Source organism: Acidilobus sp. 7A, assembly GCF_003431325.1.
In the GTDB taxonomy this organism is placed as follows: Archaea; Thermoproteota; Thermoprotei_A; order Sulfolobales; family Acidilobaceae; genus Acidilobus.
Genome location: NZ_CP010515.1, coordinates 1,015,830 through 1,042,173, shown reverse-complemented (window position 1 = coordinate 1,042,173; position 26,344 = coordinate 1,015,830). Strand labels below are relative to the sequence as shown.

The following is a 26,344-nucleotide window of genomic DNA, read 5'->3' as shown; positions in this document are numbered from 1 at the left end:
AAACCTTTGATGGACTCCGCGTCCACAACGCTTAATTTAACTTCCATGGATCCTCCGCCAGGGCATGGAAATGACCTTGGAGGGAGTAATAGTAACGGGCGGAAAGGGCACAAGGATGAGGAGCATAACCTACGTCCTGCCCAAGCCGCTGCTGCCCCTCTTCAGCTTTAACAGCGACAGAAGGAGGTACGTCAAGCCCTTCATAGACTTCATACTCGAGAGGTTCGAGGCCCTGAGCCTTGACCCGGCGACTATCGTCTTCAGCAAGAACTCCTCACTAATACTCGACTACCTGAGCAGCAGGGGGCCGCCTAGGCTGAGGCTCAGGCTAGTGCTGGACGCCGAGATGAGGGGCTACGGCAACGCCGTCCTCCTGGCCAGGAGCTCCGTCACCGGCCCATTCGTGCTCAACGCTGACGATAATATCCTGCCGCTGGAGGACTACAGGGCAGGCGTTGAGCTCTTTGAGGCCGAGGGCCTGACGCTGTGCTATTCGTTCACAGGGTCGAGGACCCTACGAGGTACGGGGTCATTGAGCCCTCCTCCCAGGGCGAGTTCAAGGGCTACATGGTTTACGGGGTCAGGGGGGTTGTTGAGAAGCCCGCCAGGCCCCCAAGCGGCCTCGCTATGGCCGCGGTCTACGTTATGTCCCCGAGGATCTTCAGGGCCCTTGAGGGGGTGAAGGCCTCGAAAGGCGAGGGCGAGGAGCTTGAGCTGGTCGAGGGCCTGCAGAGGCTCATAGAGGAGGGGGGCGACGTGAGGGCCCTGGAGCTCAGGAGGAGGTGGGTCAGCATTGGCAGGCCCGAGGACTACCTGGAGGCGATAAGGCTTTCATACGAGGCCGGGCTTTAGAGGCGGGGACGTCCTTAAGAGGCGTCCTGACAGCCTGAGTGGTGGCCGATGAGCGGTAGCGAACCGGCTGAGCTAAGGGCTGTGATTACAGGCTCTCGTGCGAGGCCATGTTCTGCAGGCAAAGCTTCAGGCCGCTGGCCCCTCAAGGGGGAGGTCATGTGAGCGGGGAGTCAAGGCTAACGACCAACATGCTGGTGCTAGAGCTCTCGACAATGATAGTGGCCATAGCCCTTGCCTTCAACGCAGAGTCCCTTCAGGCCTCAAGCATAACGTGGGAGTCCATATTCAACTTCATAGTTGTAAACGTGGTCGTCGTGTGGTTCTGGTGGCGTTACGTAGTTGAGAGGCTCAGCTACCCGCCCCGAGGGGAGGGGTTCCCGGCGCTCGACGTGATAGTCCTTGTGCTCATATCAGTGCTGCCCGTGGTCCTGAGGAGCGGGAACCCGATCTACATAGCTGGCGTGCTTTCGGCCATGGCCTTTGCCTGGTCCGGCATAGTGCTGGAGGCCGTCAGGGACCCGTCGCTCCCTGCCTCGGCCAGGGCTGACCTCAGGAGGGAGCTGAGCGCAAGGCTTGCTGTGGGGGCACTGTTTGCCGCGGGCGCCGTCGCCTCGTCACTTGGCATGTACGCTGTCGCATATATTATCATTGGGGTGACGCTCCTAGTGATAGTCTACCGGATAGTGGTGGGCCTCGCGGCGAGGCTCCACAGGAGGAGGCTCCTTAGGGGCCGCGCAGAGCGCTGAGGCGCGGCCATAGCTGACCAGGTCTCGCGGCAGGAAGCACCTTAATGAGGGCGGCGCTCCCTGGCGAGTAAGGTCAGCGGCCGTACGACCTCGTCATGTCCCTCAGCCTGCTGGCAGTCCTCCACAGGCCCTCGAGGGAGTCAAGCCTCCAGAGCCAGTTGTTGCTGACAGTTCCAGGGGTGTTCATCCTGGCCTCAGGCCCGAGGCCCAGCACGTCCTGTGCAGGGAAAATGGAGACGTCAGCCACGCTCATCATGGCCAGCCTTATGAAGGCCCAGTTTATGTCCCTGGCAGAGTTCAGCCCCATGTACCTCAGCGCCTGCGCCCTGGCCCTCGGGCTGGCCTCGTGGAAGAACCAGCCCACTATGGTGTTGTTGTCGTGCGTCCCCGTGTAGACTATGAAGTTCCTGGCGTAGTTGTGGGGCAGGTAAGGGTTGTTTGGGCTGCCGTCCCAGGCGAACTGAAGCACCTTGAGGCCGGGTATCCCGAGCCTCTCCCTCAGCCTCACCACGTCAGGCGTTATGAGCCCCAGGTCCTCGGCTATGAGCTGGAGCCTCGGGGCCGCCGCCATTATTGCCCTGAAGAGGTCCTCGCCGGGCCCCCTGGCCCACCTGCCCCTCACGGCGGTCCTCTCGCCTGCAGGCACCTCCCAGTAGGCCGCGAAGCCCCTGAAGTGGTCTAGCCTAACTGCGTCGAACAGCCTTGAGGCGTGGGCCATCCTCTTAACCCACCACGAGTACCTCTCCCTCCTGAGCTCCTCCCAGTCGTAGACGGGGGTGTTCCAGAGCTGGCCGGTCCTGCTGAAGTAGTCGGGCGGCACACCGGAGACAAAGGCCGGCCTCAGGTCCCTGTTTAGCTTGAAGATGCGCGGGTTCGCCCACGCGTCGGCGCTGTCGTAGCTGACGTAGATAGGTATGTCGCCTATTATCCTTATGCCGAGCCTCCTGGCGTGGGCCCTGAGCCTCGACCACTGGGAGAAGAACTCGTACTGCGTGAAGAGCTCCAGCTCGACTCTTGACTTCAGCTTCTGCCCCCAGGCCTCGAGCTCCTTCCTGTCCCTCCTCCTCAGTCCCTCGGGCCAGGAGCCCCAGTCTGAGCCGTTGAAGTGCTCCCTGAGGGAGGCGTAGAGGGCGTAGTCGCTGAGCCACCAGGAGTTTGAGTCCACGAACCTGTCGTAGTCCCCCGTCGGCTTAAACCTTGAGAGGGCGAGCTCAAGGAGCCTCCTCCTGTGCTGGTACGCAAGGGGGTAGTCGACACGCCCCCTGGGCCCCTGCGGGATGGAGGCCACCTCCTCCTTTGTCAGCAGGCCCTCTTCAGCAAGCAGCTGGGGGCTCACCATGAGCGGGCTGCCAGCGAACGCAGAGAGGCCGCTGTAGGGGGAGTTGTCGTGCTCAGGCGCCGTTGGGCTCAGCGGCAGCACCTGCCAGTACCTCTGCCCGGCCTCCCTAAGGAGCTCCAGGAACTCATGTGCTGATGGCCCCAGGTCCCCCACCAGGGGGGAGCCTGGGAGCGACGTGACGTGAAGCAGTATGCCGCTGCCCCTCTCCAACTTAAACCCTAGGCGGGGGGCTGAGGCCCAAAAATTAAGGTTAGCCTCTCATGGCCCTGGCCGAGATGAGCACGAGTGATGTGAAGGAGATGGCTTATGCCGAGGTAGGGGAGGGCGGCGACGGCCCCTGCTAAGACCTCACGGTGGCGCGTGCCGTCACTCGGCGCTAGACAGACCAAGCTTAAAGGCCTCCTGGGCATCACGCCCTGGGAAGGGGCGGCTTGCAGGCAACTGATGAGAGGCTGAGGAGGCTCAGGGAGCTGCAGGAGGAGATACTGGCGTGCAACAGGTGTCCAAGGCTTAGGGAGTTCGACGTCAAGGTAGGCCTCAACCCGCCCAGGAGGTTCAGGGGCCAGGCCTACTGGTCAAGGCCGGTCCCAAGCCTCGGCGACCCCCTGGCCCCAATAGTGATCGTTGGGATGGCGCCCGCGCCTCACGGCGGCAACAGGACGGGCAGGATGTTCACGGGGGACCAGTCTGGCAACAACTTCTTCAGGGCCCTCTACGAGGCTGGGCTCGCGAATAGGCCCGTCAGCGTGAGCAGGGACGACGGCCTTCAGGTATACCACGTTTACATAACTGCAGCCCTTCACTGCGCCCCGCCCGACAACAGGCCCCTAAGGGAGGAGGTGGAGAACTGCTTCCCATACCTGAGGGAGGAGATATCACTGCTCCCGAACGCCAAGGTCTTCGTGGCCCTCGGCAGGCTGGCGTTTGAGCAGCTCTGCAGAATTTTCAACGTCAGGCCTGAGTTCAAGCATGGGGCTGAGTACAGGCTGCCCGACGGCAGGTGGCTCATAGCTAGCTACCACCCGAGCCCAAGGAACGTGAACACCGGGACGCTGACCATTGAGGGCCTGAGGGCCATATTTGAGAGGGCCAAGGAGCTAGCTGGGCTGGCAGGTGAATGACATGAGGGATGAGCCGGCTGAGGTGATAAAGGGGCTCTACGCCGGCCCCGGCTGCGTCGACCTTGACGATTATGGCATAAGCGTCGACGCGATAATAACGCTTGAGCCCTCCTGCCCCGCCGAGGCTAGCGGGGCCTCAAGGGAGGTCTACCCGATAAGGGACATGGAGGTCGAGCCAATAGGAAACACGGCAGGGGCCATAGCTGCAATTGCAAGGCTTTTAGGCCAGGGCAGGAGGGTCTACGTGCACTGCTACGCCGGCTGCGGCAGGACGGGCACCGTGGTCTCAGGCTACCTCGTGCTGTTCCACAACATGACCCCTGAGGAGGCCGTGAACCTGTTTGAGGGGGCCAGGGGATGTGGGCCTGAGTCGGAGGAGCAGCTCATGCTCCTGGACCTGCTGGAGGTGATGAGGAGGAAGCTGGGGCCGTGGGGCGCGATAAGGGAGCTGACCCAGGGGATGGGGCTTGGTGACGCCCTCTCAGGCCTATGAGTGCGTGGCGCTGGGCTCAGCCCTCTCCCTTGGGGCCCTCCTTGAGCCCCTGGCGCACCCGAAGCCTGGGGCAGTTACAAGGGTGCAGGGGCAGGCCGACAAAGGCATATTTGACTTCGCCTTACACCACGAGGCCGTCGAGAGGGGGGCAATAAGGGCATGCGTATCGGCTGCTGAGGGCTCCGAGGACCCCATAGCGGACGGCCTGGAGGCCTACCTTGACGCAGTGAGGGGCCTGGGGCTCAGGACAAACGTGGGCCTCGGGCAGGCCCTCCTCATAGTTCCACTCGCAGCCGCCTCCCCCGGGAGGCCTGGGGTGAGGGCCCTCTGCGAGAGGGCAAGCGAGCTCGTGAGGAGGTCGACGCCGAGGGCGTCGGCGGCCTACTACAGGGCGCTGGCGGCGCTTGCGCCCTCCCACCTGGGCAGGTACTGGGGCCCGCTGCCTGACGTGAGCCAGGGGGCGCCGAGCGTGGGGCTTGGGGAAGTTCTAGGACTAGTGGACGACCTGGTGTCCCAGGAGGCGGTTAACGGCTACAGGCTCACGCTCAGGGCCTACGAGCTCATGAGGGGGCGCCTCACTGAGGGCATAGAGGAGGCCATATCAGGGGCCTTCCTCTGGCTGGCCTCATCAACGCCTGACTCGCTGCTGGCGAGGTCGAGGGGGGCCAGGGCCTCGCTGATAGCTATGGCGGAGGCCTCGCTCCTTGGCGCCGAGGAGCTTGACAGGGCGTGGAGGTCAAGGGGCTGGAACCTCGGCTCCCTGCTCGACATAGTGGCCGCGGCCACTTCACTCATCAGCTACGAGATACACGTAAAGCTTAAAGGGGGCAATTAGCTTTAGGGCTGAACGTAAAGCAAAGGGAAGAAAAAAGGCTTTCTTTTTCACTACAATAAAGGGGTCTCTAAGGCCTCGTCACGGCCACGTGGTCTGGTAGGTTGCCGTGACGCCGTTGGTGGTTGAGACCACAACTACCACAGGGGTTCCTGGTGCTGGCATCCTGCTACTTCAGGTACAACTGCCACTGAAGGAGTGCGTGGTGCCTGGTGGGATTGTGACAGGCGATGACGATGGCGATGTCAATGACATCGCGCCAGGATAGCTGCATATCACCGAGGAGTTGGTGGCGAACTCAACTGCCAGGTAGTTGATAGTCGCGCTAATGCTGCCTATGTTGTCCACGGTTGCAGAAAGCGTGTAATATGGACTGCTGGTATTGGTTATGCTTGCCCCCACGACCTCTATCTTGGTGTAGAGGCCGCTGTTAGACGTGTGCACGCCCCCTATGAGGCCGCTCATCCAGGCGTAGATCAGCACCGCTGCGGCTATTGCAATTATTATCAGCATCACGACGGCAACAATGTCTGAGATGGCCCTCCTCCTGGACCTCGCCACGCTGTACACCTAAGGTGCTGTATTGGTAATGGAAACTAATTTAGATATCGCTGGCAGTAACACGGACCTCATAATGGAACGAAAGGGCTTGTAATACCTATGCAGCCTCCACGTAATACCAACTTTGCGCTGTTGGAGCTCAGTCGCTCCTACAGTCAAGGCCGCGACGCCAGCAGCAGGACGCCTCCGCCTGGCTACAGCCCTTCACGTTCTGATAAAACGGTAACGGGGCCGCAGTCACCTGCTGGAGGCTCTCATAGTTTTGTAACTGCGAGAGGCGAGCAGCGCGCTGACGCGCTCACTTTAGCCCTTCGCTGATGGGCTGCCCGCGAGGCCCGGCAGCCTCCCTATGCCCAGGGCCTCGTTGGTGGCCCTCACTGACTCCTCGGCGTCCGCCATCCCCAGGGAGGCCCTTATAGCGTCGACGTTCTCAGGCACCACTATGGACTCCTGGTGGACGGCCTGTATGAATGATGCCTCCTCGCCCCTCACGCTGACGCTCTCCTCGAAGACGACAAGCTCAGGTATGTCCCCCCTCGGCCTCACGTGCCTTGCCGCGTCTATCAGCTGGGCGGTGCTCTCAACCCCGGACCTCGAGGAGCTCACCACGAGCACCCTGGGCGACGCCCTGAGGGCCTCTATCACCTCCTCCCTTGTGGCGGCCCCCCTGAGCCTAACGTTGACATAGTGCACGTGCATGAGCGTCGTCGGCACCACCACTGCGGCGGTGCTTATCTCAAGCCACGGCAGCACGCTCCTTACGTCGCCGGCGTGGTGGCTCGGCACCCTGGCGGGGTTTAGCACGATGGCGTTCACAGGTCCCCTCTTGACCTCCTGGAGGTCAGCCGCCCTCCTCACGAGGAAGGCGTTAACGGACTTAACCCCAATGGCCGAGTTTAACGCGCATATCGACCTCAGGAGCCCGGTGGTGTTGCACGAGACTACCCTGACACTCTCCTTGCCCACAGCCTCGTCGTAGTTGCAGAGGGCGCTGAAGGAGACCTTGGCCACGCTCGCCTCCTCCCCTCCCTGGAATATTGCCCTGACCCCGGCCTCCGAGTAGGCCTTGGCGTACGTGGCCCCAACCCCGTCGGGGGTAGCGTCTACTATGACGTCAACCTCCTTAAGGAGGTCCCTCAGCGCGCCCCTGACCTCAAGCCCCGCCCTCCTGAACGCCTCGGCCTCCCTCTCGCCAGGCACGTAGAGCGGCAGGCCAGCGGAGGCCGCCTGCATAGCCGCGTAGTCAGGCTTGGTCTTTACTACGCCAACTACCTCCATGTCCCTCTGCTGAGAGGCGGCCCAGGCGACCCTCCTGCCTATGGTTCCGAAGCCGTTGACCCCAACGGCGGCCCTGGACCTCAAGGCCAGCCTCCCCTGGCTATGAACCTTGAGTAGGAGTACGCCAGGGCCTCGACGCCGGGCATCTTGAGGCCTGCCGCCAGGTAGAGCATGGCCCCTCCAGCGGTGCTAGTGTAGCCCACCGCCTTCCTTAGGCCCTCCTCGACCCACGAGAGGGCCGCGTTTGCGTGCCCTCCGCCCACGAGCACGAATGCCCCCGAGCCCAGGGCGGCCTCAAGGAGGGAGACGGTGCCCCTCCTGAACCTCGGGTCCTCCACGACGCCCGCCGTGCCCTTGAATATGACCGCGTCAGAGGCGTCTATGACGTCCCTGTACATGGCTATCGTGGAGGGGCCTATGTCCTTGGGCACGCCGCTGAGCTCCTGCCCCACCTCCTCAACGTCGACCTCGCCGTCGGGCCTCTCCACAACGTAGTCAACGGGCACCATGACCTTGCCCTTCTCTATGGCCTTCCTCGCCCCCTCCATGACCTCGGCCCCCATGGACTTAACTATGTTCTCCGCCGGCCCGAGGTTCATGCCGTAGGCCTTTGAGAAGGCCAGTGCCACGAGGCCCCCGGTCATCACTGTGCCCTTGGCTGTGAGGCTCGGCATCACCTTGACGACGTCGTCGACCTTCGAGCCGCCTACGAAGAACGACCTGGGGCTCACGTCGAGGACCTTAGAGAGCCCCCTGAGCTCCGCCTCCATCACTCTGCCCGCAACGGAGGGCAGCACGTAGGGGAAGCCGACTATGCTGGGCTGCGACCTGTGGGCCGCTGCAAAGGCGTCCCCCACGTAGATGTCAAAGTGGGGGGCCAGCTCCCTGACGAGGAGGGTTCTAACGAGGGCCTCGGGCTCCGCCTGCACGTTCTCCTCCGCAAGCAGCCTGACGTTGTCAAGCATCAGCAGCTCCCCGTCCTCAAGGGAGTCTATCCTCCTGAGCGCCTCGGGGCCGCTGACGTCCCTGACGAAGTCCACTGGGGCCCCCACGAGGGGCTCGAGGGCCTTGGCGTGCTGCTCCAGGTGGTCGAAGTCGTCCCCTCCTGGCCTGCCCTGGTGGGCCATTATGACGACCTTGGCCCCGGCCTCGTGCAGCTCCCTTATCGTCCTCGCGTGGGCCTCAACCCTGCTGGCGTCGAGCAGCTTCCCTCCCTTCATGGGGCTGTTTACGTCGACCCTCACCAACACCCTCTTCCCCCAGAAGTTGACGTCATCCATCGTGCCTACTACAATCCCCCTGAACCTGACGTGAAGCAAACTGGCGCACCGCTCTCCTTTCAGAGTCTGAAATATAAAAACTTTGAAAGGGCTGCCCTAACAATAATAGGGCCGCAGGGCACGGCTGGGGCAGGAGCGCCCTTGAGGGTCAGCTGGTGCGGCCAGTCTTACTTCATAATAACAGGCCCTGGCGGCGTCAGGCTCGCCGTAGACCCCCACGACGGCGACAGCCTCGGGCTTCCCAGGTGCGAGGCCGACGCTGACTACATACTTGTCACGCATGACCACTACGACCACAACGCCGTCGATGTCGCCAGGGGACCCAGGACCAAGGGGGTGGCCCTCTGGAGGGAGGGCACGTTCACGTTTGGCCCCTTCAGGGTGGCCGGGGTCAGGCTCCCCCACGACGCCCAGGACGGCTCGAGGTACGGCTGGACCGCGGCCTACCTGGTGGAGGCCGACGGCGTGAGGGTGCTCCACATGGGGGACGTGGGGGTTGCGCCCACGGAGGACCTGGTGAGGCCCTTCGGGAAGGTTGACGTCATAATGGTGCCGGCCGGCGACGTGACAACTGTCAGCCAGGCGGGCGCCATAGAGTGGGCAAAGGCTGTCGGCGCCCCCGTGGTTATACCCATGCACTACTGGCTCCCAGGCTCAAACGTGCCCCTCGACCCGATAGATGTCATGCTCTCGATCTGGCGCGGCGACGTGGAGAGGCCCGGCCGGAGCTTGAGGTCGTCAAGGGGGTCGGGGGAGGGCCCAGGCTTGAGGTGATGAGCGTGAGGGGGCGCAGGCTTGAGCAGGCTGCCCCCGTTCGCCACCGGGAAGCTGATTGACGACTACGCCCCCCTCTTCCTCTACTGGCAGAGGGCCAGGGAGGAGGGCAGGGAGGACCTTGTGGAGAAGTCCATGCTGAGCGAGGACGACTTCAAGTTCGTCGAGACGCTTGTCAAGTCGTCTCCCTCAATGACTCTGCTGGAACTCATGGACGCTCTCATTACTAGGTTCAGAGAGAGGGTTGACCTTGACGTGGCCTCAAGGGCCCTCGGCCAGCCTAAGGAGGTTGCAGCAGAGAGGCTGCTCAGGGCCCTAGCTGGGTGGCTGATCGAGGCCTCTGAGACCTTTATGGTTCTGGGCCTCAGGTCGACGTACTCGCTGCCTAAGGACTAGCGCTCGAGGGCTCAACCTCATAGTGACTGGGGTTCAGCTCTCATATAGGTTCATGTTGCCTTACTGTCATCGCCTCATCCCTGTTCCCCCGCACCCCGCTCGGCTTTCATCGGCTTGGGGCGTTCAGGCCACCCCAGGGCCCCACATCTTGAGTGCACAGACACGTACCTCCTGTATATGCTGATTGCGGTGACAACTTGTAAACCTATATGAAAGTTGAAACAGCTACGTGGGCGGTCCTTTTCATGGCCGCCAGCGCTAAGGCCTCACGCCCCTGCTTTCTCCCTGCGCCTAGGCAGGGAGCGGGCTTCCCAGTCACGATACAGGGATGCCTCCACTGGGCGCCCCTTCGCCCGCGACTGCTCATCGACTTTGCTGCGGCGCCCCCCGCGCTTACGGTTAACGGCAGATCTTAGGCCTGCCTAGCGGCGCTAATGGGATTAAAGGAGTAACGGTTAGTCGTGCAGGGGCGCCGCGCTGCTATCCTGCTCCACTGGCCTCCTGGAGGAGAGGGAGGCGAGGCCGACCTTGGCTATGACCTCTGAGAGCCTCACCGAGAGCCTGGGGTCCACGACCCCCTTCTCCATGGACCAGCCTATGAAGTCATCTATGCCCTCCACGAGCTCCGAGGAGACAATCTTAGATATCTCGAGCGCCTCCTCGGCGCTGGCTACCTCTATGGCCCTCTCGACCACCTTGTCCGAGGGGTGCGTCTCGCCCCTGAGGTACTTGCTTATGGCCGCGGGGGTGACCCCAAGCTCGTCTGCGAGCCTCCTGACGCCCCTCTCAGATGCCAGGAGCTCTATTATCCTCCTCCTAGTCTCCTTGCCAAGCAGGTGGACATAGCTGTGCAAGGGCTGCACCGCGACCTCTTAGGACATGCAGGTAATTGGGGCGTTAGAAGCTCCGCTTGGGCCTTACACTCTATAAGCGCCTCCCCAGCTTGCTTAGGCGTACGACTGTGGCAGCCCCTGTAGCCTGGCGTCCATGCCTCGCGGAGAATAGGGCTGTCGCCTGAGGGCTGTAGTCCCTGGTTAAAGCACGGCTGAGGGGCTCCTCAGACTAGATTCCCAGGGGTGACCTCGAGGGGCGGCGCCCCCCGCCAATGCCCTTCTTAATTTCCACGTCTATCCTGGCGTCCATCATGGAGCCCTTAGCCTTCAGCTCTTGCACGGAGCCCTCAACCACGTCCTGAAGGCCCTTGGGGACGCCGGCCTTCTCCAGGGCCTCCTTGCCCGCTGAGCTCACGGCAAGCTTCTTGTACCTGGGCTCAGCCTCAAGGAAGCCTACGTAGAGGAGCGCGACTATGTCGTTCTTAAGCGAGGGGCTGTAGGGGTCCTCGCCTATCTTGGAGAAGCGGTAGCCCATGTCAAACCCCTTGGTCTGGACCTCGTTGACGACCATGTGAAGGGTCCTCTCGTGAAGGGGCCCGAGCCTGCTGACCAGGTACACCAAGGACATGAGCTTCTGGTTCTGCATAACCTTGTCCTTAGTTATCACCTGAACGGGCGCTATCCTGAGCTCCTTTGTTGTGCTGGCCTTCTCGTCCACGGATGCCTCCTTCATCTTAGTCTGCTTCCTGCCGCCCATAGCCTACCCTCGCCTTCCCTGGCGCCTAACCTTTTTAAATAATAGAGCTGGAGGCCGCAAGGCCAAGGTTTAGGCGCGTTCCTATCTTAGCTTAAAAGTCTTGCAGGGGGCAGGAGCTGGGGAAGACCAAGGATGAGCGGACGCAGGGGCCTGGCCCTCCTGCTAGTCATCATGGTTATAGCGTCGCTTGTCGCGGCCTCAGCCCTCGCGAGGCCCTCCAGGGCCCAGCCAGTGTCGTCGTGGAGTAGGAGCGCGTGGATATTGCTGCCCGCCGTCGAGGGCACCTCCGGGGTCGTCACAAACGCCACGGTCACGCTCTCATACCCCGGGACCGGCAAGGTCACCGTCACGGACAACAGCGGCCCGGCTCAGCCTTCGACGCTTTACAGCATTGAGACGGCCTTCATGGTGGCCATGACGTACGCTGGTCTCGACTGGAGGTACTACAACCTAAACGTCCATATAAATGTGAGCGGCCAGATATCGGGGCCCAGCGGCAGCTTCGGCGTCCTTCTCGCAGTTTATTCGCTGGCAACAGGACTTAACAGCACGTACCTCCACGACTACGCTATAACTGGCGCGGCCTCGCCATCAGGCCTCTCAGGCCCCATAGGCGGGCTGTCCTACAAGTGCGAGGCCGCCCAGGAGGACGGGCTTGGCATAGTCTACCCCGTAGGCAACCTGGGCGGCATTGTGCTGTGCAACGACAGCGAGCAGGTGCCGGTGGCAGGCATAGTGAGCGCCCTAGCGAAGGTACTGAAGGCCTACAGGTTCAACGTCAGCCTGAGCGTGCAGCCCCTGCCGCCATTCAACTCAGCCATGGAGGAGGTGGCTGACGGCTTCATAAACTCGAGCAGGGCCGTAATAGGCAGCCTCGGCCTCCAGGGCCTCCCGGCGCCTGTCAGCGGCGAGGTCGAGAGCTTTGTTAACAACAGCCAACAGGACCTGGAGCTGGCCCAGAGGTACCTGACTTCCATACCCTACGCGGCCGCAAGCTACGCCTTCACAGCGTACATAGACGCCCTGGCGGCAAACTACACGGTATGGGCCTACAGGGTCTACGCGTCGGGCGGGTCACTCCAGGGCTTCTTCTCAGGCCAGGCCAACGAGGTGGCCTCTGAGGCCACCAGCGCGCTCTCGCGGCTCACGAACTACTCAAACGCCTCCTACGGCCTGGCCTATGAGGAGTTGCTGGCCACGGCCTTCGCCAGGCTGGCCGACTCGCTCTACTACGCGGGCTACGCGTCGAGCGCCTCGCAGGGCATTAACATAAGCCTGGCCTACGTGCCCGCCTACTACCTGGGGGTCGCCAAGGCTAGGATAGAGAGCGCCGTGGGCTGGGTCGTGGCAGCCAACGCGACCAGGGGACTAGGGCCGCTGCTCTCCCCAGGCCTCGTGTCATCAACCGCTGAGGCGCTGGGGTCCTTCACTGACACTGCCATAAACTACGCCGACTCACTGATAAACTACTACGTCCAGCAGTTCGAGAGCATAGGTGACATAGCCGAGGCCCAGGCACTCCAGTCAATGGAGGGCGACCTGAACTTCCTTGTTAAGGAGGGCGACCAGCTGCTCTCCCAGGGCTACTACGTGGCCTCCATAGGCGTCTATGAGGACGCCCTGACCAACGCGCTCAACATAATATTCATCGAGAGCGGCAACTTCTCAAACCCGGCAGTGGTGGGCCCCTACGTCAGGGAGCTTGAGGCCGAGTACTCCCTGCTGGGCTCTGCCCTCTCCATGAGGGGCCTGGGCAGCTCCCTGGACAGCTCCTACATGAGCTACGCGGAGACGCTGCTGCCCACGGACCCCCAGGACGCGATCTACATCATGGAGACGGCCGTGATAGACGAGCTAGCGTGGTACCTGGGCGCCATCAGCTACGGCGGTGCCCCCGCGACCCAGCAGCAGGTGGCGGGCCAGAGCCCCGTGCTTACCGCCGCCCTCGTGCTGGCCGCGATGGCCCTAGGGGCCACGGCGGTGGCCGCGGCCTCTCTGTGGTCCTACAAGAAGTACGTGGCCTCTGTCAGCCGCCCATGAAGTCGAGCAGGGTCCTCCTGGTGCCCTGCGCTGAGGCCTCCCTGGCGGCCTCGGCTATGTCATCGGCCAGGAGCTCCTTCAGGTCAGGCCTGTAGAGCGCCGCGGCCGGGTGGTAAGTTGGCACGACTATGACCTCTACGCCCTCGACGGTGACCTTAGCCTTCCTGCCCCTCTCGGCCGTGACCCCCCTCCACTGCCTCCCGGCGAGGCCCATTATTGTAGACCCAGCGGTGTTGCCGAGGGCGACTATCACCTTAGGCCTCACGAGGGCTATCTCCTGCCTGAGGAAGCCGACGCAGGCAGCCACCTCCTCCTCTGTGGGGGTCCTGTTGTTAGGGGGGCGACACTTGACGACGTTGGTTATGTAGACGTTCTCCCTCCTCAGGCCGGCCCTCAGGAGGAGCTCGTTGAGGAGCTGTCCCGCAGCGCCCACGAAGGGCCTGCCCTGCTCGTCCTCGCTCCTTCCGGGGGCCTCACCCACAAACATCACCTTAGCTTCAAGGTTCCCCTCGCCCGGCACGGCGTTGGTCCTCAGCCTGTGAAGGGGGCAGGCCCTGCAGCTCCTCACAGCCTCGACTATGCTGTTGTACAGTTCCCTCTTCTCCTCCCCCACGCGCGGCACCTCTCGGCTAGGCTTTAGCTGGCCGAGGCTAAAGCTGGTCCGCTCTGCAACTGTTTCGGGTTTCACATAGTTTTAAGGTTCATTATACCGCATATGCTCATCGGCGGGATCCCCTGTGAGGGGGTGAAGGGCCGCCAGCCCCTGAGGCTACTCAGGGCTTGGGGCCCCAGGTAACCCTGAGCGCCCCAGGCCCGATGAGGCCCCGAGCGGGACGCGGGGGAACAGGGGTGAGGCGATTACTGTAAAACAATGAACCCATGTAGGAGCTGAACCCCTTCACGGCAGGTTCCTAGCGGAGGCCATAGCCACCTGCGCTATGCTGCCCTCGCTGGCGTTCGTGGAGGACATAACCACGATAATGTACGTTGACCTGTAGGAGGCGTAGACGAAGGTAATGTTGGAGAGCGGCGCGTAGGGCCTCAGCTCAACATACGTGAGGCCGTCCAGGGTGCTGGGCGGGACCTTGTAGTAGTTCTCCACGGCCGACAGGGTCCAGTTGGCCTGAGTCGAGTTAGTCGCCCTGAAAACCTCTATGCCAAGCACGTAAGTTGCGTTCGGGGACGCCTTGTAGTAGTAGAAGTAGCCCGCCACCCACAGCGGGTAGCCCCCGTTGGCCTGACCAGTTGGGCCAACCATTTCAAGCCCGCTCGTGAGGTTAAGGGTCTTGCTGGTGCCGTTTATGTACTCAACATAGAGCTTGCCCTCGCTCTGTTTGACCACGGCAACGAAGGAGGCGTTGGTGAGCATGGTCCAGTTGCCGCCAAGCATCGATGAGAGCTCACTGCTGTTCAGCTCCCCGGGCCTCTCGCTGAAGAGCTGGCTTAGCGACGTTGTTGTTGTGGTTCTTGTGTGCCTTAGGAGCACCGCGTAGGTGCCGCCAACGGCCACAGCTACTACAATAACTATGACCACGATTAGTAACTTCAGGTTCAAGCTTACCACATCAGCTTAGGTCGGGAGCAGGGCGTTTTTATACTGTTATATTAGCATGGCAGGGCTGAACCATTTTTCGCATCGGTAGAAATCCTTTTAATAATCCATCATTTTGACAGGCCCCACGGGTGACCCCTCGCCTGATGGAGGCGATACCCAAGGGCGAGGGCTATGAGGCCGGGCCGCCGTAGATGGGGCCCCATGCCGTTGGGTCTGACAGCCGTCCATAACGCCGCGGGGGCAGCGGGCCCGCGGCAAGAGGTGGAGGTCCCTGGGCGCGACGAGTGAATATAAACTGATGAGAATGAGCGTCTAGGGATGAACGGTTAGGCCGGGAGGACCTGTTAAACGTGGTGGGGCCGCCGGGATTTGAACCCGGGATCACGAGGGCCCAAGCCTCGCATCTTACCAAGCTGGACTACGGCCCCATCAGCCCTGGGCTGTGTTAGGCGTTTTAAGGTTATTACCTAGGCGCCAAAGGGTTGTCGTAAAGGCAGAGGTAATGGTCAAGGTCAGGGCCTCCTAGCCCCTCATGGCGCCGGGGGTGGGATTTGAACCCACGCACCCTTTCGGGTAACGGGTCTCGAGCCCGTCGCCTTGGACCGCTCGGCCACCCCGGCCCAGCTCTTTACTGTCGTGAGGGCCTTTTATTTGCTTAAGCAAGGGTCCATGAGGCGATATTAGGGGCCTGCCCACTACTCTGCCGGGCGCCATGAGAAAGTCAGGAGTCTTCGACCTTGACGGCACGCTGGCTAGCACGGCCTCAGCCCACTTCACCGCATGGCTGGCGGCGCTGCGCGACCTGGGCCTTGGCGGCGTCACCTTTGACGAGAGGCTCCTGCTGGGCAGGAGGGCCTCCGAGATAGCCCAGATCATACTGGCCTCCCTCGGCGAGCCGGGATCAAGCGTCAGCCCTGAAGAGCTGACGAGGGTGAAGAACTCACACTTCTCAAGCATAGTTAAGGAGAAGGCCAAGCCCATGCCGTGCGCCCTTGAAGTAGTGTCAGCAGTTAGGCGCTCAGGGGGCAAGGTAGTGGTGGTGACTTCAGCATCCAGGTTCGCCGCCTCCCTGGTGCTTGATGTCATAGGGGTGAGGCCCGACGTGCTTATAACAAGCGATGACGTGGAGAGGGGCAAGCCTGACCCTGAGCCCGTGGTCAGGGCCCTCTCGGTAGCCGGCCTCAGGCCAACCGAGGCCTTCGGGGTCGGCGACACCATCAATGACGTTGAGGCCTTCTGGAGGGCCGGCATCCGCGACATATACCTTGTGAGGGGCGACGTGCCCATGAGCTACAGCGACGAGGAGGTATCAAGGTTTGGGGCCAGGAGGGCCAGGGACCTCTGCGAGGTCCTAAGCGTGGAGTTCCCAGACTTCAAGGGCCAAGCCAACGGCTAGGTCAGCATCTGAGCATAAAAACGCCGGCCCTCACGTGCCAGCTGAGATGTGAGCCTTGAGGATAGCGATATTCTACGGGGGCCAGGACTTCGTCCTCCAGCCCCTTGCCAAGGCAGAGGTCCTTGGCATTATAGATGAGGAGCAGAAGGTTGTTGAGCAGTATGAGAACCCGGCCCCCGAGACGGGGAGCGAGGCCGCTATAGAGGGTCTCGTAGAGCTCGGCGCCAAGGCAATAATAGTTAAGGGTGACACGCTGACGGCCGAGGAGTACGCCGCGCTGAAGGGGCGCGTCTCCTTCATGCCGACACAGCTCAACGGCCTCTACGACGTGCTCGAGCACCTTGAGGAGATCAAAAGCGGGGCAAGGGACAGGCTGGAGGAGCTGGAGGGCAGCCAGCCCCAGGGCCAGCCCCAGGGTTAACCTTAACTACCTTTAGGGTCAATTTTTCGCGGGCGTCGCCCTTGTTGGCTGTTAAGTACGGCCAAGTTATGGTCGTTGTTAAGATGAGTGACATAACCGAGGAGGAAGAGGACGCCATAGTGAACCCGGCCAACTCATACATGATAATGGGGGGCGGCGTGGCAGGGGCCATAAGGAGAAGGGGGGGCAGGTCAATAGAGGAGGAGGCCACGTCTAAGGCCCCCGTTGACATAGGGGACGCGGTGGCGACCTCGGCCGGGAAGCTGAAGGCGAAGTACGTCATTCATGCGCCTACCATGAGGGAGCCAGCATCGCCAACAGATGAGGTCAACGTGAGGCTAGCGACTAGGGCGGCCCTAAAGGTGGCCAGGCAGCTTAATGTGAACAGCGTCGCGTTCCCAGGCATGGGGACGGGCGTCGGCGGGGTGCCCCTCGCAGTTGCAGCCAATGCCATGGTTGACGAGATCAAGAAGTTCATAGACGCCAACGGCCCCCCACCCTACAAGGTCGTCCTAGTAGCTATAGAGGAGGACCTCTACAACGCCTTTGCGAGCGCCGTGTCAGCCTACATGGGCTCACAGCCCTGAGGCCCTCCTTCAGGGCCAGCGGGCTCCAGGCCAGCTGATGCCCACCATTTGAGCGCCAGTAAATTAACTAAAGACATAATAGCCCTGGAGAGTTTTGCTCCCTCGGACGGGGTGAAGGCATTGGAAGAACGGCACTAGCGACCGCCGAGGCTGCTAGGTCTGCGGGCGGCCCCATTCTAGAGGCCCAGGACATCTCCTTCTCCTACGGCGACTACAAGGTACTTGATCACGTGAACCTTGAGGTTAGCGAGAACTCATTTGTGGTAATAGTGGGGCCCTCAGGGGCAGGCAAGTCCACGCTCCTTCGCATACTCGGCGGCTTCATGAGGCCCACGGAGGGGAGGGTGCTGTTGATGGGCGAGGAGGTCACGGGGCCGAGCCCGAGGATAATGATGGTTCACCAGTCCATAGTTACGTTCCCATGGATGACGGTGCTGGACAACGTCATGATGGGGGCCGAGGTGAGAGGCCTCCCTAAGGACGTGGCCAGGCAGGTGTCCCTCCAGCTGATAGATGTGGTGGGCCTCAGGGGCTTCGAGAACTTCTACCCAAAGCAGCTCAGCGGCGGCATGAGGCAGAGGGTAGCAATAGCCAGGGCGCTGGCGGCGGACCCCCTGGTTCTCCTCATGGACGAGCCCTTCTCGCACCTTGACGAGCTGACGGCGGAGTCGCTGAGGAAGGACATATATAATATGTTATTTAACGTCAACACGAGCCTCAAGGGGGTAGTGATGATAACTCATAACCTGGTGGAGGCCGTTGAGCTCGGCGACGTGATCTACGTGCTGAGCGGCAGGCCCGCAACAATAACGGCCAAGGTCAAGGTAAACCTGCCGAGGCCCAGGAACCAGAGGGACCCCGAGTTCACCAACTACACGGACCTGCTCTATGACTACATAGCTGGAGGGTAGGGGTGTGACTGTGGCCAATGACGCTGTGTCCATCATCATTGTCCTGGCGCTGCTCGCCACCACCGGCAGGGTCTTCCTTACTATAGGCATCTCTATAGTGAGCGGCTGGCTCCTGGGCTACCTGGCTATAAGGAGCAGGGCCTTTGAGTCGGCCTACGTGAGCGTAAGCGAGGTCCTCGAGTCCGTGCCAGTGATATCGTTCTTTCCGGTGGTCCTCGTATTCTTCGTTGACAGGATAGGCGGTTACCTGGGCGTTGAGCTTGCTGTGGACTTCCTTGTCTTCACGGCAGTGGTCTGGAACATATGGATGGGCATATATCAGGCCTTCAAGACCGTCCCCCTGCCCATGCTTGAGGTCGTGGAGAACGTCCGCTACGGCTTTTTCTCCAAGATGAGGAAGCTCTACATACCGTTCTCCATACCCCGCATAGCGGCCAACCTGCTTCCAAGCTTCGCCGACGCCTACTTCTACATAACTGTGAGCGAGGTCTTCAGCATAGGCGCCACGTCGTACCACGTGTTTGGCATAGGGTCCCTCATAGCCGAGTTCACCTCGGAGGGCCTCTACACCTACGTCTACTACTCGCTCGTCGCCCTGGCCGTCTTAGTGGCTGGTGTAGTGCTTGGCCTCAGGAGGTTCGCCAACTGGGCCGCCGCCAAGTACGGCATCGACACGCCAATGGAGCTGACCCGCCGCGGCGCCAGGGGCAGGTGGAGGGCCCTGAGCAGGTTCTACGTGGCGACCGCCAGGCCCCTGAGGGCCGTGGGAGATGCCCTCCGCCGCCCCGCCGTGAGGGCCGTGCCCCTGAGGAGGGTGGAGAGGGCCCAGCTGAGCGAGAGGGCGCTCGACTGGGCCCTCAGGGCCGTCGGGGCGGCGCTACTGGCGCTTATACTTTACGGTGCCGTGACCACGATAATCTCCGTGAGGGCCGGCACGTGGAGGTACCTGCTGTCGCAGACCTGGCCCATAGTGGTGGGCCTCGCCTACGACTACGCCAGGGTGGTCGTCATAACCCTAGTGGCGTTCGCCTTCGCCGTTTTCATCGGCTACTACCTCGTCACCCACAGGAGGGCCGAGGCCGTCCTCGTGCCCCTAATACAGGCCTTCTCCGCCCTGCCGGCCCCCGTCTACTTCCCGCTGCTGTTCCTGGCCACCTCAGCGGCCCTCTACAGGGCCCTCGGCGGCCTCACGAACGAGCTCTACGTCCTCTTCCTTGGCTTCGTGAGCACCTTCTACTACATATTCTACGCCTACTGGATGGGCCTTAAGGCGATGCCGCAGGAGGTCGTGGAGCTCATGGACAACCTCCGCATGGGGTTCTTCACGAGGCTCCGCAAGGTGCTGCTGCCTGGCACCATGCCCTACATAGTCACTGGGCTGACGTCAACGATAGACAGCGCCTGGGGAGGCCTCATGATAGGGGAGTACTGGCCCGACATAATAGGCGACAGAACGCTCCAGGTGACGCACGGCATCATTAAGATACTTGACGTCGCCACAGACGAGGGCAACATAGCGCTGGCGGCCTGGGCCTCAACGCTGTTCGGCCTAGTTGTAGTGTTATTCGCCCTGCTCTTCACGAGGCACATGCTGGAGGTCTCGAGGAGGAAGTACGTCATGGAGGAGTCTCTCTTCGCTGCCTAAGGCTTAAGCACCGCCCTGCCCAGGACCCTGCCGCTCATTATGTCGGAGTACGCATCGTTCACCTGCTCCAGCTTGTAGGCCCTGAAGAAGGGCTTTATGACGCCCTCCCCTATGAGCCTTATGGCCTCCTCAAACTCCCCCCTGCTGTAGGCGGCAGTGCCGGTTACCCTGAGCTCTCTCATAATTAGCAGCGCGGGCCTCGCTATTGTTATGGGCTCCCCCGTCACATTTCCGACGAGCACCATGACGCCGCCGTCCCTGAGGGTCAGCATGCTGTCATTCATTGTTGGGCCGCCGACGACCTCAAAGACGAAGTCCACCCTGCCCTCAGAGCGGTAGAACCCGAGGTCCGTGAAGGCCCTGACGCCCAGCCCCTCGAGGACCCTGGCCTTCTCAGCTGACCTGGCCAGCCCGTATACCTTGGCCCCCAGGACCCTGGAGAGGTACTGGACGCCGTGAATTCCAACGCCTCCCGTGGCCCCCGTGACGAGCACCCTGTCGCCCCGCCTGACCCCGGCGAGCCTGGCCGCGTGTATGAACGTGGCGACGCCGCAGGCAGCGGCGGCGTACTTGTAAAAGTCGTCGTCCGGCAGCCTTATTATGTTCTCCCTTGGCGCCGCCATGAGCTCGGCGTAGCCCCCGGGCCTGCTCTCACCCAGGGGCAGGAACTCCTTGGAAGCAGGGTCCGCAGGGTAGACGGCGACTGGCTCCCCGTTGAGGACCCCGAAGACCTCATGGCCAAGCACCAGAGGAGGCCTCAGGTTCCTGAAGCCGCCGCGCCAGACGACCAGGTCCCTGCCGCAGATCCCAGTTGACCTCACCTCCACCACGACGTCGCCCTCCCCCGGGCTCACGTCGATGTCAGTCAGCTCAAAGGGCCTCCCGAACTCCCTCAGCACAGCTGCCCTGGCCTTCACAGTCTCCCCTGCCTTGATGTTATTCCTGTGGAATAAATGGAATAAGCTTATAAGCTGTATAGTTGTCGTAGGCTGTGGCAAGGGGAAGCGGGGCGGAGCAGCGGGGTAGGGCAGCCTGGTAGCCCGCGGGGCTCATAACCCCGAGGTCGGTGGTTCAAATCCACCCCCCGCTACCACCCCTTGCCTTCTGCGCCTTCGCGGGTTACGTGGAGTTCATGTACTTTGCTTTTATTCTCAGGGCGCTTCAGTCCCATCCGGTGAACCCTTGAGCAGGGTCTCAGTCATAGGGCTTGGAAGGATGGGAAGGGGCATAGCCAGGAGGCTGGCCTCAAGGGGGCACGAGGTCTGGGGCTACGACGTCGCCGCCTCCTCGTACTCCTACCTCAAGGACTTGAACAACTTCAAGGCCCTTGGCAGCCCGGCTGACGCCGTTGACGGTGATTTTGTCCTCCTCTCCCTCCCTGGCGGGCAGGAGCTCCTGGCCGCGCTGCCCCATCTCAAGGGCTTTGAGGGCGTCATAGTCAACCTGACAACGGTCGGCCTTGACGAGTCAAGGAAGGCCAAGTCCCTCGCCGACGACCTGGGGCTCAGGTACATAACTGCCATGATGGAGGGAGGGCCAGCCAACGCAGAGGCCGGCACCCTGGTGCTCTACGTTGGCGGGGACAGGGAGAGCTACGAGCGCGCCAGGCCCCTACTTGACGACATGGGTCAGCACATTTACGTGGGCAGCGATGACAACGCAGTGGCCCTTAAGCTCGTGAGCACAATGATCATCATGGCAAACACTGTCATCCTCGCCGAGGTCGCCAGCGCCCTGAGGAACCTCGGCCTGCCCTATGACGACGTAGTAAAGGCCCTCTCCATGGGCGGCGCAGACTCAGCCCAGCTGAGGTCGAGGCTGCCGCTCATGCTAAAGGGCAGCTACAAGGAGCTCTTCTCGCTGGAGCTCGGGAGCTACGTCGCCGACGAGACGCTGAAGGCGCTCAAGGAGCTCGGCTCCAGCTTCACGCCAGTCCTTGTAGAGGTCAGCGAGGTGCTCCGCGCGGCCCAGAGCTACGGCCTCGGCAGGTCTGACATATCTGAGGTCGAGGAGCTCTACAGGGCGCTCTCGAGGAGGGCTACTAAGACGGCGACCGCCTGAGGCTTTTTATGTCGGGCCTGGCCGCTGAGCGCGGCGAGCCCGCTTGAAGGAGATCCTGTTCACCGAGAGGGCCCCGAGGCCCATAGGGCCCTACAGCCAGGCCACAGTGTGTTGTGACCTGGTATTTGTCTCAGGTCAGGTGCCCATAGACCCATCCACGGGGAAAATAGTTAGCGACGACTTCAAGGAGCAGGTCAGGAGGGTCATAGAGAACGTGGAGGCCATACTGGAGGCAGGGGGCTCAAGCCTTGACGATGTGCTCAAGGTGACTGCGTACCTAAAGGACCCCTCGAGGTTCCAAGACTTCAACGCGGTGTACTCAGAGTACTTCAAGGGCTCCTACCCTGCGAGGACCACCGTGTTTGTGAGCGACCTGCCCGCCGGGGCCCAGGTTGAGCTTGACGTCATAGCGGCCCGCCGCTCTAGGGCTTAGGGTCAAGCTGAGCGGCCACCTTGCAGGCCCTCCTAATTATGTCGCTTGAGCCCCTCAGGCCGCCCGAGAACTCCCTCTTTGAGTCAAACCTTATCACGGTGGGCCTCTTGCCGGTCCTCCTCTCGACCTCGCTGGCCAGCCAGCCCTCATCCATGGCCTGGTCAGGGCCGAGCACTATGTAGTCGGGCCTTATCTCCTCTATGGGCTTAAGGTAGTCCTTCTCGTCGCCCAGCACGGCCCTGTAGACGAACCTGATGGAGCTTATGATCTGGAGCCTGGACTGCTCGTCGAGTAGCGTTGGCCTCCCCTTGTCCCTCGACGCGTTGTTGTCACGCGCCACTATTACATACAGCTTGCCCAGCCTTGAGGCGAAGCTGAGGAGCTGCAGGTGCCCAGGGTGAACTATGTCAAAGGTGCCCGCCACCACGACCCTCCTCTCGTCGTCAACGGACCTGGGCCAGCTCACGTCAAGCAGGCCGAGGAACCTAAGCGAGTCGAGCAGGCCCTCCGCGTAGGAGGCCGAGACCAGGGCTGTTGCGGCGTCCCCCTTGGCCAGGTAGTACTCCGCGTCGCTGGCGTACGCTGAGGCGTTCTCAAGGAGCCTGCCCGCGTCTATGGGTAGCTTACCCTTAAGCTGCTCAAGCCTCTCGCTGGCCTGCCTAAGCGCCTCCCTGAGGTTCTTTATGTACCTTTCAGCCCTCTCAGCTATGTCCTCCTGCCCATGGCTGCCCTCCATCTGTTATGATCCTAAGGCCTGGGGGCTGCGAAACTTATAATGTTAACTTTGACCCTGCCGCTCCTCCTTGCTCAGGGGCTTGACCTGGTCTATCGGTATGGTCACTAGTATCTTCGAGTCGCCCTCAAGCAGGTTGACGTCGACCTCGCCCTTCCTGACATCCACTATCCTGCCCATCATGCCCTTGAACGGGCCGCCTATGACCTGTATCGTGTCTCCCTTGGCCACTGGGGCCGCGGCGACCGGAGGCCTGATGAGCTTCAGTATATCATCAACGTTAACGGCCGTGGGCCTCCTCCTCTTTATGTTCCTAACACCCCTTATTACATAGTAGAGGTCCTTAACGTCTCCAACCTCCACGAAGACGACGCCCTTGAGGTCCGGGGAGTAGACTAAGCTCCTGACGTCGAGCTGAAGGGTCCTGGCCCTCTCGGCTAGGACCGCCACAACCCTCTCCTCGTAGCCGCCTGTCACGTATATGGCGTAGAACCTGCTGCGCCCCTCAGCTGTCCCCTGGTCGGGCTGCTGCGACTCCATGGTAACACCTCAGCTCAGCAGGAGAACGTATATCAGGTGAACGACGTAAGCTATGGCTCCGACCAACACGACGCCTAACAGGGTCAGCCTCGTCAGTAGCCCAAACTCCTCCTCGTCGGGCTTCCTGGAGAGCAACAGTATCCTCTTCCAGGCCGCCACGTGGTTCTGAAGCTTCTCCTTTACGCTCAACTTGGCCGCCCCCTTAATGCGGAGACGCCGAAAGTTTAAGTGCTCTGTGCCGCCAGGCCCCTGCTCTCAAGGAGCTTCCTGTACTCCTCTGCCAGGTCCCTCCTCACGACCCTCCCCTTTGGCCTCTCCTCAAGCCACGCGGCGGTCCTAAACCTGTAGACCTTGACCTTCTCGTCGTACCAGCAGTCGGGCCAGAGGCCCGCCTTTATGCAGGTCTCCGAGAGGAAGGTCTCGACGTCCCACAGGTTCTCAACCGGCACCTCGGGCAGGAGCAGCCCCCTGTAGAAGCCCCTCTCAACCACAAGGCCGTCCCTGCCTATGGTCACGAAGGCCTTGCGGCCCTCTGGCGTCCTCGGGGCCTCCTCAAGCTTTGATAGCACTGAGACCTCGAATGTGACGTTGTCGAGCTCGTTTACCTCCATGGGGGTGAACCTTGGGTCGTTGAAGGCGGCCTCAACGGCGACCTCTATGACAGACCTCACCAGGGGCTTCACCGGCTCTATGAAGCCTATGCAGCCCCTCAGGCTCCTTGAGCCCTCGCCCTCGTAGGTCTCTATGGTCACGAAGGCGGCCCCAGGCCTGAGGAGCACTGGGCTGAGGCCCTGAGGCGTTGGCATGAGGGCCCTGTTGGAGAAGTAGTGCTCAACGCTCGACCTGGCTATCCTCACCAGCTGCTCCCCAAGGGAGTCGTCAACTTCATCTGGGTCAACGGGCTGCTGGCTCAAGCTACCTCCCAGGAAGCTATGCGCGTGCAATCCTTAAAAACGCTGGGCGGAAGCTATGTGCTAACGGAAAGAAGGCGCAACGGGCTTAGGGATAAAATCCCGCACAAGCGTGCGTTGCATGAGAGGCAAAGGACAAAGGCGGTGACAAAATATGGGCGCAGCAGGAACTGAGATAGAGGTGCTCTGCCCCAAGTGCAAGGTCCCCATGAACTTTTACTCAAGGACTGAGAGGACCTCAAAATCAGACGGCGTTGAGGTGAAGGTGACGAGGTACTACAAGTGCCCAGTGTGCGGCAGGACCATTATAGACGAGGAGCTGCTGATAAGGCACTCCCAGGACGGGGTCTCGATAACGGTTAAGCACAACGGCCTGAGGAAGGGCGCCATAATCAGGGAGGTCCCAGCCACGGGCTGATGGGGACCAGGCCGAGCAGGGAGTAGAGGTTTTTGAACCCCTTAAGCGACCTATGGTTAAGCTCGACCTCTTCAACCGTCACCCCCCTGGGCGACTCGCCCCTCAGCTGATCCCTCAGGTCCTTGGTGGCAGCGTCGGCCAGCTGCAGGGGGTATGGCAGCCTAAGGCCCCTGGCCATCAGCGAGCTCGCCAGCCTGACGCTGTAGTCAAGCGTCACCATGTTGCCGGGGCTTACATACACCTTAGACCCTGTCGGAGACGTGAGGACCGCCCCGACAGGTTTACCATCAGCGTAGAGGCAGGCGCCGTAGGCGCACGGCCCCTCCTCGCCGTAGAGGCGCCCCTTGGCCACGCCGACGCTCGGCGCCCTGAGGGCCACGCCCACGTGGGACGCTATGCCAAGGCCCCTCGGGTGGGCTACGCCGTGGCCGTCAACTAGTATCACGTCGAAACCGCGGCGCCTGGCCCTCACCAGGGCGGGGGCCATGACCTCCATCTCCCTGAAGGCCAGCAGGCCCGGTATGTAAGGGACGCAGACGGGGCCGTAGGAGTAGTAGAGGCTCGCCGAGCGCCCCAGGAGGTCAATAACTAGGACGGCCGCGACGCCGTAGATGCCGCCCTGACCCCAGTAGGCAGCGTCGACCGCAGCTATTACCTTGGGCTCGGGCGGCTCGTAGTCAAGCCTTAGGAGCTCCCTGAGCCTGAGCTGGGCCTCCCTCGCCCTGCTATAGCTTACGCTTCCCCTGACCCCCCTGCAGGACTCCTCCCACTCAGCTCTCCTCAACAACCCTCAGCCTTAGGCTCCTCTCCCTCGGCTCCCCGTTGACCGGGATCGTGAGCACGTCTATGCCGTCGCCCGTCGAGGCGTCCCTCTCCATCGATATCCTGAGAGCGTTTATCGCTACCTGCTCGGCCTGATCCACTGGCAGGTCGTCCCTGTACTGGTCCTCCAGGTAGCCCAAGGCTGTGGTGGCGCCGCTGCCGACGGCCATGTATTTGTCCTCCGAGACCGAGCCCAGCGAGTCCAGCGTGTAGATCTTGGGCTGCCCGTCCCTGTCTATGCCGCCTACTAGGGCCTCTATTATGAAGGGCAGCATCTTATATGAGTACAGCATGCCTGAGAGCAGCTTCGCCACTGAGTAGAGGCTCATGGTGACCTCAGAGCTCAGCTCGTAGTACCTGCTCTCGGCCGCGAGGTACCTCTGTATCGCCCCCATGTCGGCGTAGAGGCCGCTCATTGCTATGCCTGCCCTCCTGTTCACCAGGAACACCTTCTTGGCGTTCCTGCTCATGACGAAGGAGCCGTAGGCCATCCTCTTGTCCGTTGCAAGCACGACGCCGTCCTTGGCCCTCAGCCCTACCGCCGTCCCCTGCTCTATCATGTAGAGTGACATGAGTCTTCCCTGTCACCTCGCGGCTGGCGAATTTAAA

Annotated in this window: 29 protein-coding genes, 3 tRNA genes and 2 pseudogenes; 17 read left to right on the top strand and 17 right to left on the bottom strand. The window is 61.7% G+C overall.

The annotated features are described in order from the left end of the window. Positions 1–64: 64 nt before the first annotated feature. Together SE86_RS08355 and SE86_RS05230 are read left to right on the top strand one after the other, a co-directional pair. Positions 65–852: pseudogene (locus tag SE86_RS08355) on the top strand (sugar phosphate nucleotidyltransferase). A gap of 158 nt (positions 853–1,010) precedes the next feature. Then, the gene (locus SE86_RS05230; protein ID WP_148666786.1) at positions 1,011–1,598 is read left to right on the top strand and encodes a hypothetical protein; all 588 of its coding nucleotides are present in this window, start codon (positions 1,011–1,013) and stop codon (positions 1,596–1,598) included. Positions 1,599–1,671: 73 nt separating this feature from the next. Here SE86_RS05230 and malQ read toward each other — a convergent pair. Then, a pseudogene (gene malQ / locus SE86_RS05225) lies at positions 1,672–3,153 on the bottom strand (4-alpha-glucanotransferase); the annotation flags it as partial. Between the two features lie 215 nt (positions 3,154–3,368). Here malQ and SE86_RS05220 point away from each other — a divergent pair. The 3 genes from SE86_RS05220 to SE86_RS05210 are packed head-to-tail and all read left to right on the top strand — an operon-like array spanning position 3,369 to position 5,386. Beyond that, complete coding sequence (locus tag SE86_RS05220) at positions 3,369–4,058, top strand: uracil-DNA glycosylase (RefSeq protein WP_236747319.1); 690 nt, start codon at positions 3,369–3,371, stop codon at positions 4,056–4,058. A 1-nt stretch (position 4,059) separates the two neighbouring features. Next, positions 4,060–4,551, top strand: a complete 492-nt coding sequence (locus SE86_RS05215) for a dual specificity protein phosphatase family protein (protein ID WP_148666785.1) — start codon at positions 4,060–4,062, stop codon at positions 4,549–4,551. Then, complete coding sequence (locus tag SE86_RS05210) at positions 4,529–5,386, top strand: triphosphoribosyl-dephospho-CoA synthase (protein WP_236747366.1); 858 nt, start codon at positions 4,529–4,531, stop codon at positions 5,384–5,386. Before SE86_RS05215 ends, SE86_RS05210 begins: the two co-directional genes overlap by 23 nt. Before the next feature lie 171 nt (positions 5,387–5,557). Here the strand turns inward: SE86_RS05210 and SE86_RS05205 are convergent, their stop codons facing one another. From SE86_RS05205 to pgk, 3 genes are all read right to left on the bottom strand, one after another. Next, positions 5,558–5,944 (bottom strand): hypothetical protein, encoded by a 387-nt coding sequence (locus SE86_RS05205; RefSeq protein WP_117354573.1) that lies wholly within the window; start codon positions 5,942–5,944, stop codon positions 5,558–5,560. A gap of 303 nt (positions 5,945–6,247) precedes the next feature. Then, a complete protein-coding gene (locus SE86_RS05200) occupies positions 6,248–7,312 on the bottom strand; it encodes a type II glyceraldehyde-3-phosphate dehydrogenase (protein ID WP_117354572.1) in 1,065 nt (354 codons plus the stop codon). Next, positions 7,303–8,541 (bottom strand): phosphoglycerate kinase, encoded by a 1,239-nt coding sequence (gene pgk / locus SE86_RS05195; protein ID WP_117354571.1) that lies wholly within the window; start codon positions 8,539–8,541, stop codon positions 7,303–7,305. Before pgk ends, SE86_RS05200 begins: the two co-directional genes overlap by 10 nt. Before the next feature lie 102 nt (positions 8,542–8,643). On the opposite strand from pgk, the gene SE86_RS05190 reads away from it, so the two are divergent. Both SE86_RS05190 and SE86_RS05185 read left to right on the top strand, forming a co-directional pair. After that, the gene (locus SE86_RS05190; protein WP_158543135.1) at positions 8,644–9,276 is read left to right on the top strand and encodes an MBL fold metallo-hydrolase; all 633 of its coding nucleotides are present in this window, start codon (positions 8,644–8,646) and stop codon (positions 9,274–9,276) included. A gap of 21 nt (positions 9,277–9,297) precedes the next feature. Beyond that, positions 9,298–9,672, top strand: coding sequence for a hypothetical protein (locus tag SE86_RS05185; RefSeq protein ID WP_117354570.1), 375 nt, complete (start codon positions 9,298–9,300; stop codon positions 9,670–9,672). A gap of 455 nt (positions 9,673–10,127) precedes the next feature. On the opposite strand, the gene SE86_RS05180 is transcribed toward SE86_RS05185, so the two are convergent. Both SE86_RS05180 and SE86_RS05175 read right to left on the bottom strand, forming a co-directional pair. Further along, a complete protein-coding gene (locus tag SE86_RS05180; RefSeq protein WP_236747318.1) occupies positions 10,128–10,535 on the bottom strand; it encodes a helix-turn-helix domain-containing protein in 408 nt (135 codons plus the stop codon). 199 nt (positions 10,536–10,734) lie between these two features. Then, a complete protein-coding gene (locus tag SE86_RS05175) occupies positions 10,735–11,262 on the bottom strand; it encodes a hypothetical protein (protein WP_117354569.1) in 528 nt (175 codons plus the stop codon). Between the two features lie 132 nt (positions 11,263–11,394). Here SE86_RS05175 and SE86_RS05170 point away from each other — a divergent pair, with 132 nt between their 5' ends. Further along, positions 11,395–13,302, top strand: coding sequence for a S16 family serine protease (locus tag SE86_RS05170; RefSeq protein WP_117354568.1), 1,908 nt, complete (start codon positions 11,395–11,397; stop codon positions 13,300–13,302). On the opposite strand, the gene udg is transcribed toward SE86_RS05170, so the two are convergent. The 4 genes from udg to SE86_RS05150 all read right to left on the bottom strand — a co-directional run bounded on the left by udg (position 13,289) and on the right by SE86_RS05150 (position 15,477). Further along, positions 13,289–13,915 carry a type-4 uracil-DNA glycosylase gene (udg, locus tag SE86_RS05165; protein ID WP_211096504.1) on the bottom strand — a complete coding sequence of 209 codons (627 nt, stop codon included), beginning with the start codon at positions 13,913–13,915 and terminating at the stop codon, positions 13,289–13,291. The two genes, SE86_RS05170 and udg, sit on opposite strands and share 14 nt — an antisense overlap. A 285-nt stretch (positions 13,916–14,200) precedes the next feature. Beyond that, a complete protein-coding gene (locus tag SE86_RS05160) occupies positions 14,201–14,857 on the bottom strand; it encodes a hypothetical protein (protein WP_117354566.1) in 657 nt (218 codons plus the stop codon). A 351-nt stretch (positions 14,858–15,208) separates the two neighbouring features. Next, positions 15,209–15,285: transfer RNA gene (locus tag SE86_RS05155), tRNA-Pro, on the bottom strand. A 105-nt stretch (positions 15,286–15,390) separates the two neighbouring features. Then, positions 15,391–15,477, bottom strand: a tRNA-Ser gene (locus tag SE86_RS05150). A 92-nt stretch (positions 15,478–15,569) separates the two neighbouring features. Here SE86_RS05150 and SE86_RS05145 point away from each other — a divergent pair. From SE86_RS05145 to SE86_RS05125, 5 genes are all read left to right on the top strand, one after another. Beyond that, the gene (locus SE86_RS05145) at positions 15,570–16,253 is read left to right on the top strand and encodes an HAD family phosphatase (RefSeq protein WP_117354565.1); all 684 of its coding nucleotides are present in this window, start codon (positions 15,570–15,572) and stop codon (positions 16,251–16,253) included. Positions 16,254–16,308: 55 nt separating this feature from the next. Then, entirely contained in the window at positions 16,309–16,674 is a 366-nt protein-coding gene (locus SE86_RS05140; RefSeq protein ID WP_117354564.1) for a hypothetical protein, read from the top strand. Between the two features lie 41 nt (positions 16,675–16,715). Then, the gene (locus tag SE86_RS05135) at positions 16,716–17,261 is read left to right on the top strand and encodes a macro domain-containing protein (protein ID WP_117354563.1); all 546 of its coding nucleotides are present in this window, start codon (positions 16,716–16,718) and stop codon (positions 17,259–17,261) included. Positions 17,262–17,491: 230 nt separating this feature from the next. Further along, positions 17,492–18,172, top strand: a complete 681-nt coding sequence (locus tag SE86_RS05130; protein WP_117354562.1) for an ABC transporter ATP-binding protein — start codon at positions 17,492–17,494, stop codon at positions 18,170–18,172. Positions 18,173–18,176: 4 nt separating this feature from the next. Further along, positions 18,177–19,817: an ABC transporter permease subunit gene (locus tag SE86_RS05125; RefSeq protein WP_117354561.1), complete on the top strand. Its 1,641-nt coding sequence runs from the start codon at positions 18,177–18,179 to the stop codon at positions 19,815–19,817. On the opposite strand, the gene SE86_RS05120 is transcribed toward SE86_RS05125, so the two are convergent. Then, positions 19,814–20,734, bottom strand: a complete 921-nt coding sequence (locus SE86_RS05120) for a zinc-binding dehydrogenase (protein WP_117354560.1) — start codon at positions 20,732–20,734, stop codon at positions 19,814–19,816. The two genes, SE86_RS05125 and SE86_RS05120, sit on opposite strands and share 4 nt — an antisense overlap. Positions 20,735–20,833: 99 nt before the next feature. Here SE86_RS05120 and SE86_RS05115 point away from each other — a divergent pair. The 3 genes from SE86_RS05115 (at position 20,834) to SE86_RS05105 (ending at position 22,311) form a co-directional block, all read left to right on the top strand. Beyond that, positions 20,834–20,910 (top strand) — tRNA-Met (locus SE86_RS05115). An 89-nt stretch (positions 20,911–20,999) separates the two neighbouring features. Further along, positions 21,000–21,878 (top strand): NAD(P)-dependent oxidoreductase, encoded by an 879-nt coding sequence (locus SE86_RS05110; protein ID WP_117354559.1) that lies wholly within the window; start codon positions 21,000–21,002, stop codon positions 21,876–21,878. Positions 21,879–21,921: 43 nt separating this feature from the next. Continuing rightward, positions 21,922–22,311, top strand: a complete 390-nt coding sequence (locus tag SE86_RS05105; protein ID WP_023427062.1) for a Rid family detoxifying hydrolase — start codon at positions 21,922–21,924, stop codon at positions 22,309–22,311. On the opposite strand, the gene SE86_RS05100 is transcribed toward SE86_RS05105, so the two are convergent. Genes SE86_RS05100 through amrA form a run of 4 tightly spaced genes read right to left on the bottom strand, consistent with a single transcriptional unit; the run spans position 22,301 to position 24,498 of the window. After that, on the bottom strand, positions 22,301–23,047 hold the full coding sequence (locus tag SE86_RS05100; RefSeq protein WP_117354558.1) for a DUF357 domain-containing protein: 747 nt from the start codon (positions 23,045–23,047) through the stop codon (positions 22,301–22,303). The genes SE86_RS05105 and SE86_RS05100 overlap by 11 nt on opposite strands. A 42-nt stretch (positions 23,048–23,089) precedes the next feature. Then, complete coding sequence (locus SE86_RS05095) at positions 23,090–23,584, bottom strand: transcription elongation factor Spt5 (protein ID WP_117354557.1); 495 nt, start codon at positions 23,582–23,584, stop codon at positions 23,090–23,092. 9 nt (positions 23,585–23,593) lie between these two features. Next, positions 23,594–23,773 (bottom strand): protein translocase SEC61 complex subunit gamma, encoded by a 180-nt coding sequence (locus tag SE86_RS05090; RefSeq protein WP_023427058.1) that lies wholly within the window; start codon positions 23,771–23,773, stop codon positions 23,594–23,596. A gap of 35 nt (positions 23,774–23,808) precedes the next feature. Further along, positions 23,809–24,498: an AmmeMemoRadiSam system protein A gene (amrA, locus tag SE86_RS05085; RefSeq protein ID WP_117354556.1), complete on the bottom strand. Its 690-nt coding sequence runs from the start codon at positions 24,496–24,498 to the stop codon at positions 23,809–23,811. A gap of 151 nt (positions 24,499–24,649) precedes the next feature. Here amrA and SE86_RS05080 point away from each other — a divergent pair, with 151 nt between their 5' ends. Beyond that, positions 24,650–24,913, top strand: a complete 264-nt coding sequence (locus tag SE86_RS05080) for a hypothetical protein (RefSeq protein ID WP_117354555.1) — start codon at positions 24,650–24,652, stop codon at positions 24,911–24,913. Here the strand turns inward: SE86_RS05080 and SE86_RS05075 are convergent. Then, complete coding sequence (locus SE86_RS05075; protein WP_158543134.1) at positions 24,888–25,697, bottom strand: endonuclease V; 810 nt, start codon at positions 25,695–25,697, stop codon at positions 24,888–24,890. The two genes, SE86_RS05080 and SE86_RS05075, sit on opposite strands and share 26 nt — an antisense overlap. Further along, complete coding sequence (locus SE86_RS05070; RefSeq protein WP_117354553.1) at positions 25,684–26,307, bottom strand: proteasome subunit beta; 624 nt, start codon at positions 26,305–26,307, stop codon at positions 25,684–25,686. Before SE86_RS05070 ends, SE86_RS05075 begins: the two co-directional genes overlap by 14 nt. Positions 26,308–26,344 lie beyond the last annotated feature (37 nt).

What these genes read in the sequence shown, in the direction of transcription:
- SE86_RS05145 (WP_117354565.1), top strand. Translation starts at nt 15,570, where the DNA reads ATGAGAAAGTCAGGAGTCTTCGACCTTGACGGCACGCTGGCTAGCACG.
- SE86_RS05100 (WP_117354558.1), bottom strand. Translation starts at nt 23,047, where the DNA reads ATGGAGGGCAGCCATGGGCAGGAGGACATAGCTGAGAGGGCTGAAAGG.
- SE86_RS05175 (WP_117354569.1), bottom strand. Translation starts at nt 11,262, where the DNA reads ATGGGCGGCAGGAAGCAGACTAAGATGAAGGAGGCATCCGTGGACGAG.
- SE86_RS05095 (WP_117354557.1), bottom strand. Translation starts at nt 23,584, where the DNA reads ATGGAGTCGCAGCAGCCCGACCAGGGGACAGCTGAGGGGCGCAGCAGG.
- SE86_RS05070 (WP_117354553.1), bottom strand. Translation starts at nt 26,307, where the DNA reads ATGTCACTCTACATGATAGAGCAGGGGACGGCGGTAGGGCTGAGGGCC.
- SE86_RS05080 (WP_117354555.1), top strand. Translation starts at nt 24,650, where the DNA reads ATGGGCGCAGCAGGAACTGAGATAGAGGTGCTCTGCCCCAAGTGCAAG.
- SE86_RS05215 (WP_148666785.1), top strand. Translation starts at nt 4,060, where the DNA reads ATGAGGGATGAGCCGGCTGAGGTGATAAAGGGGCTCTACGCCGGCCCC.
- SE86_RS05170 (WP_117354568.1), top strand. Translation starts at nt 11,395, where the DNA reads ATGAGCGGACGCAGGGGCCTGGCCCTCCTGCTAGTCATCATGGTTATA.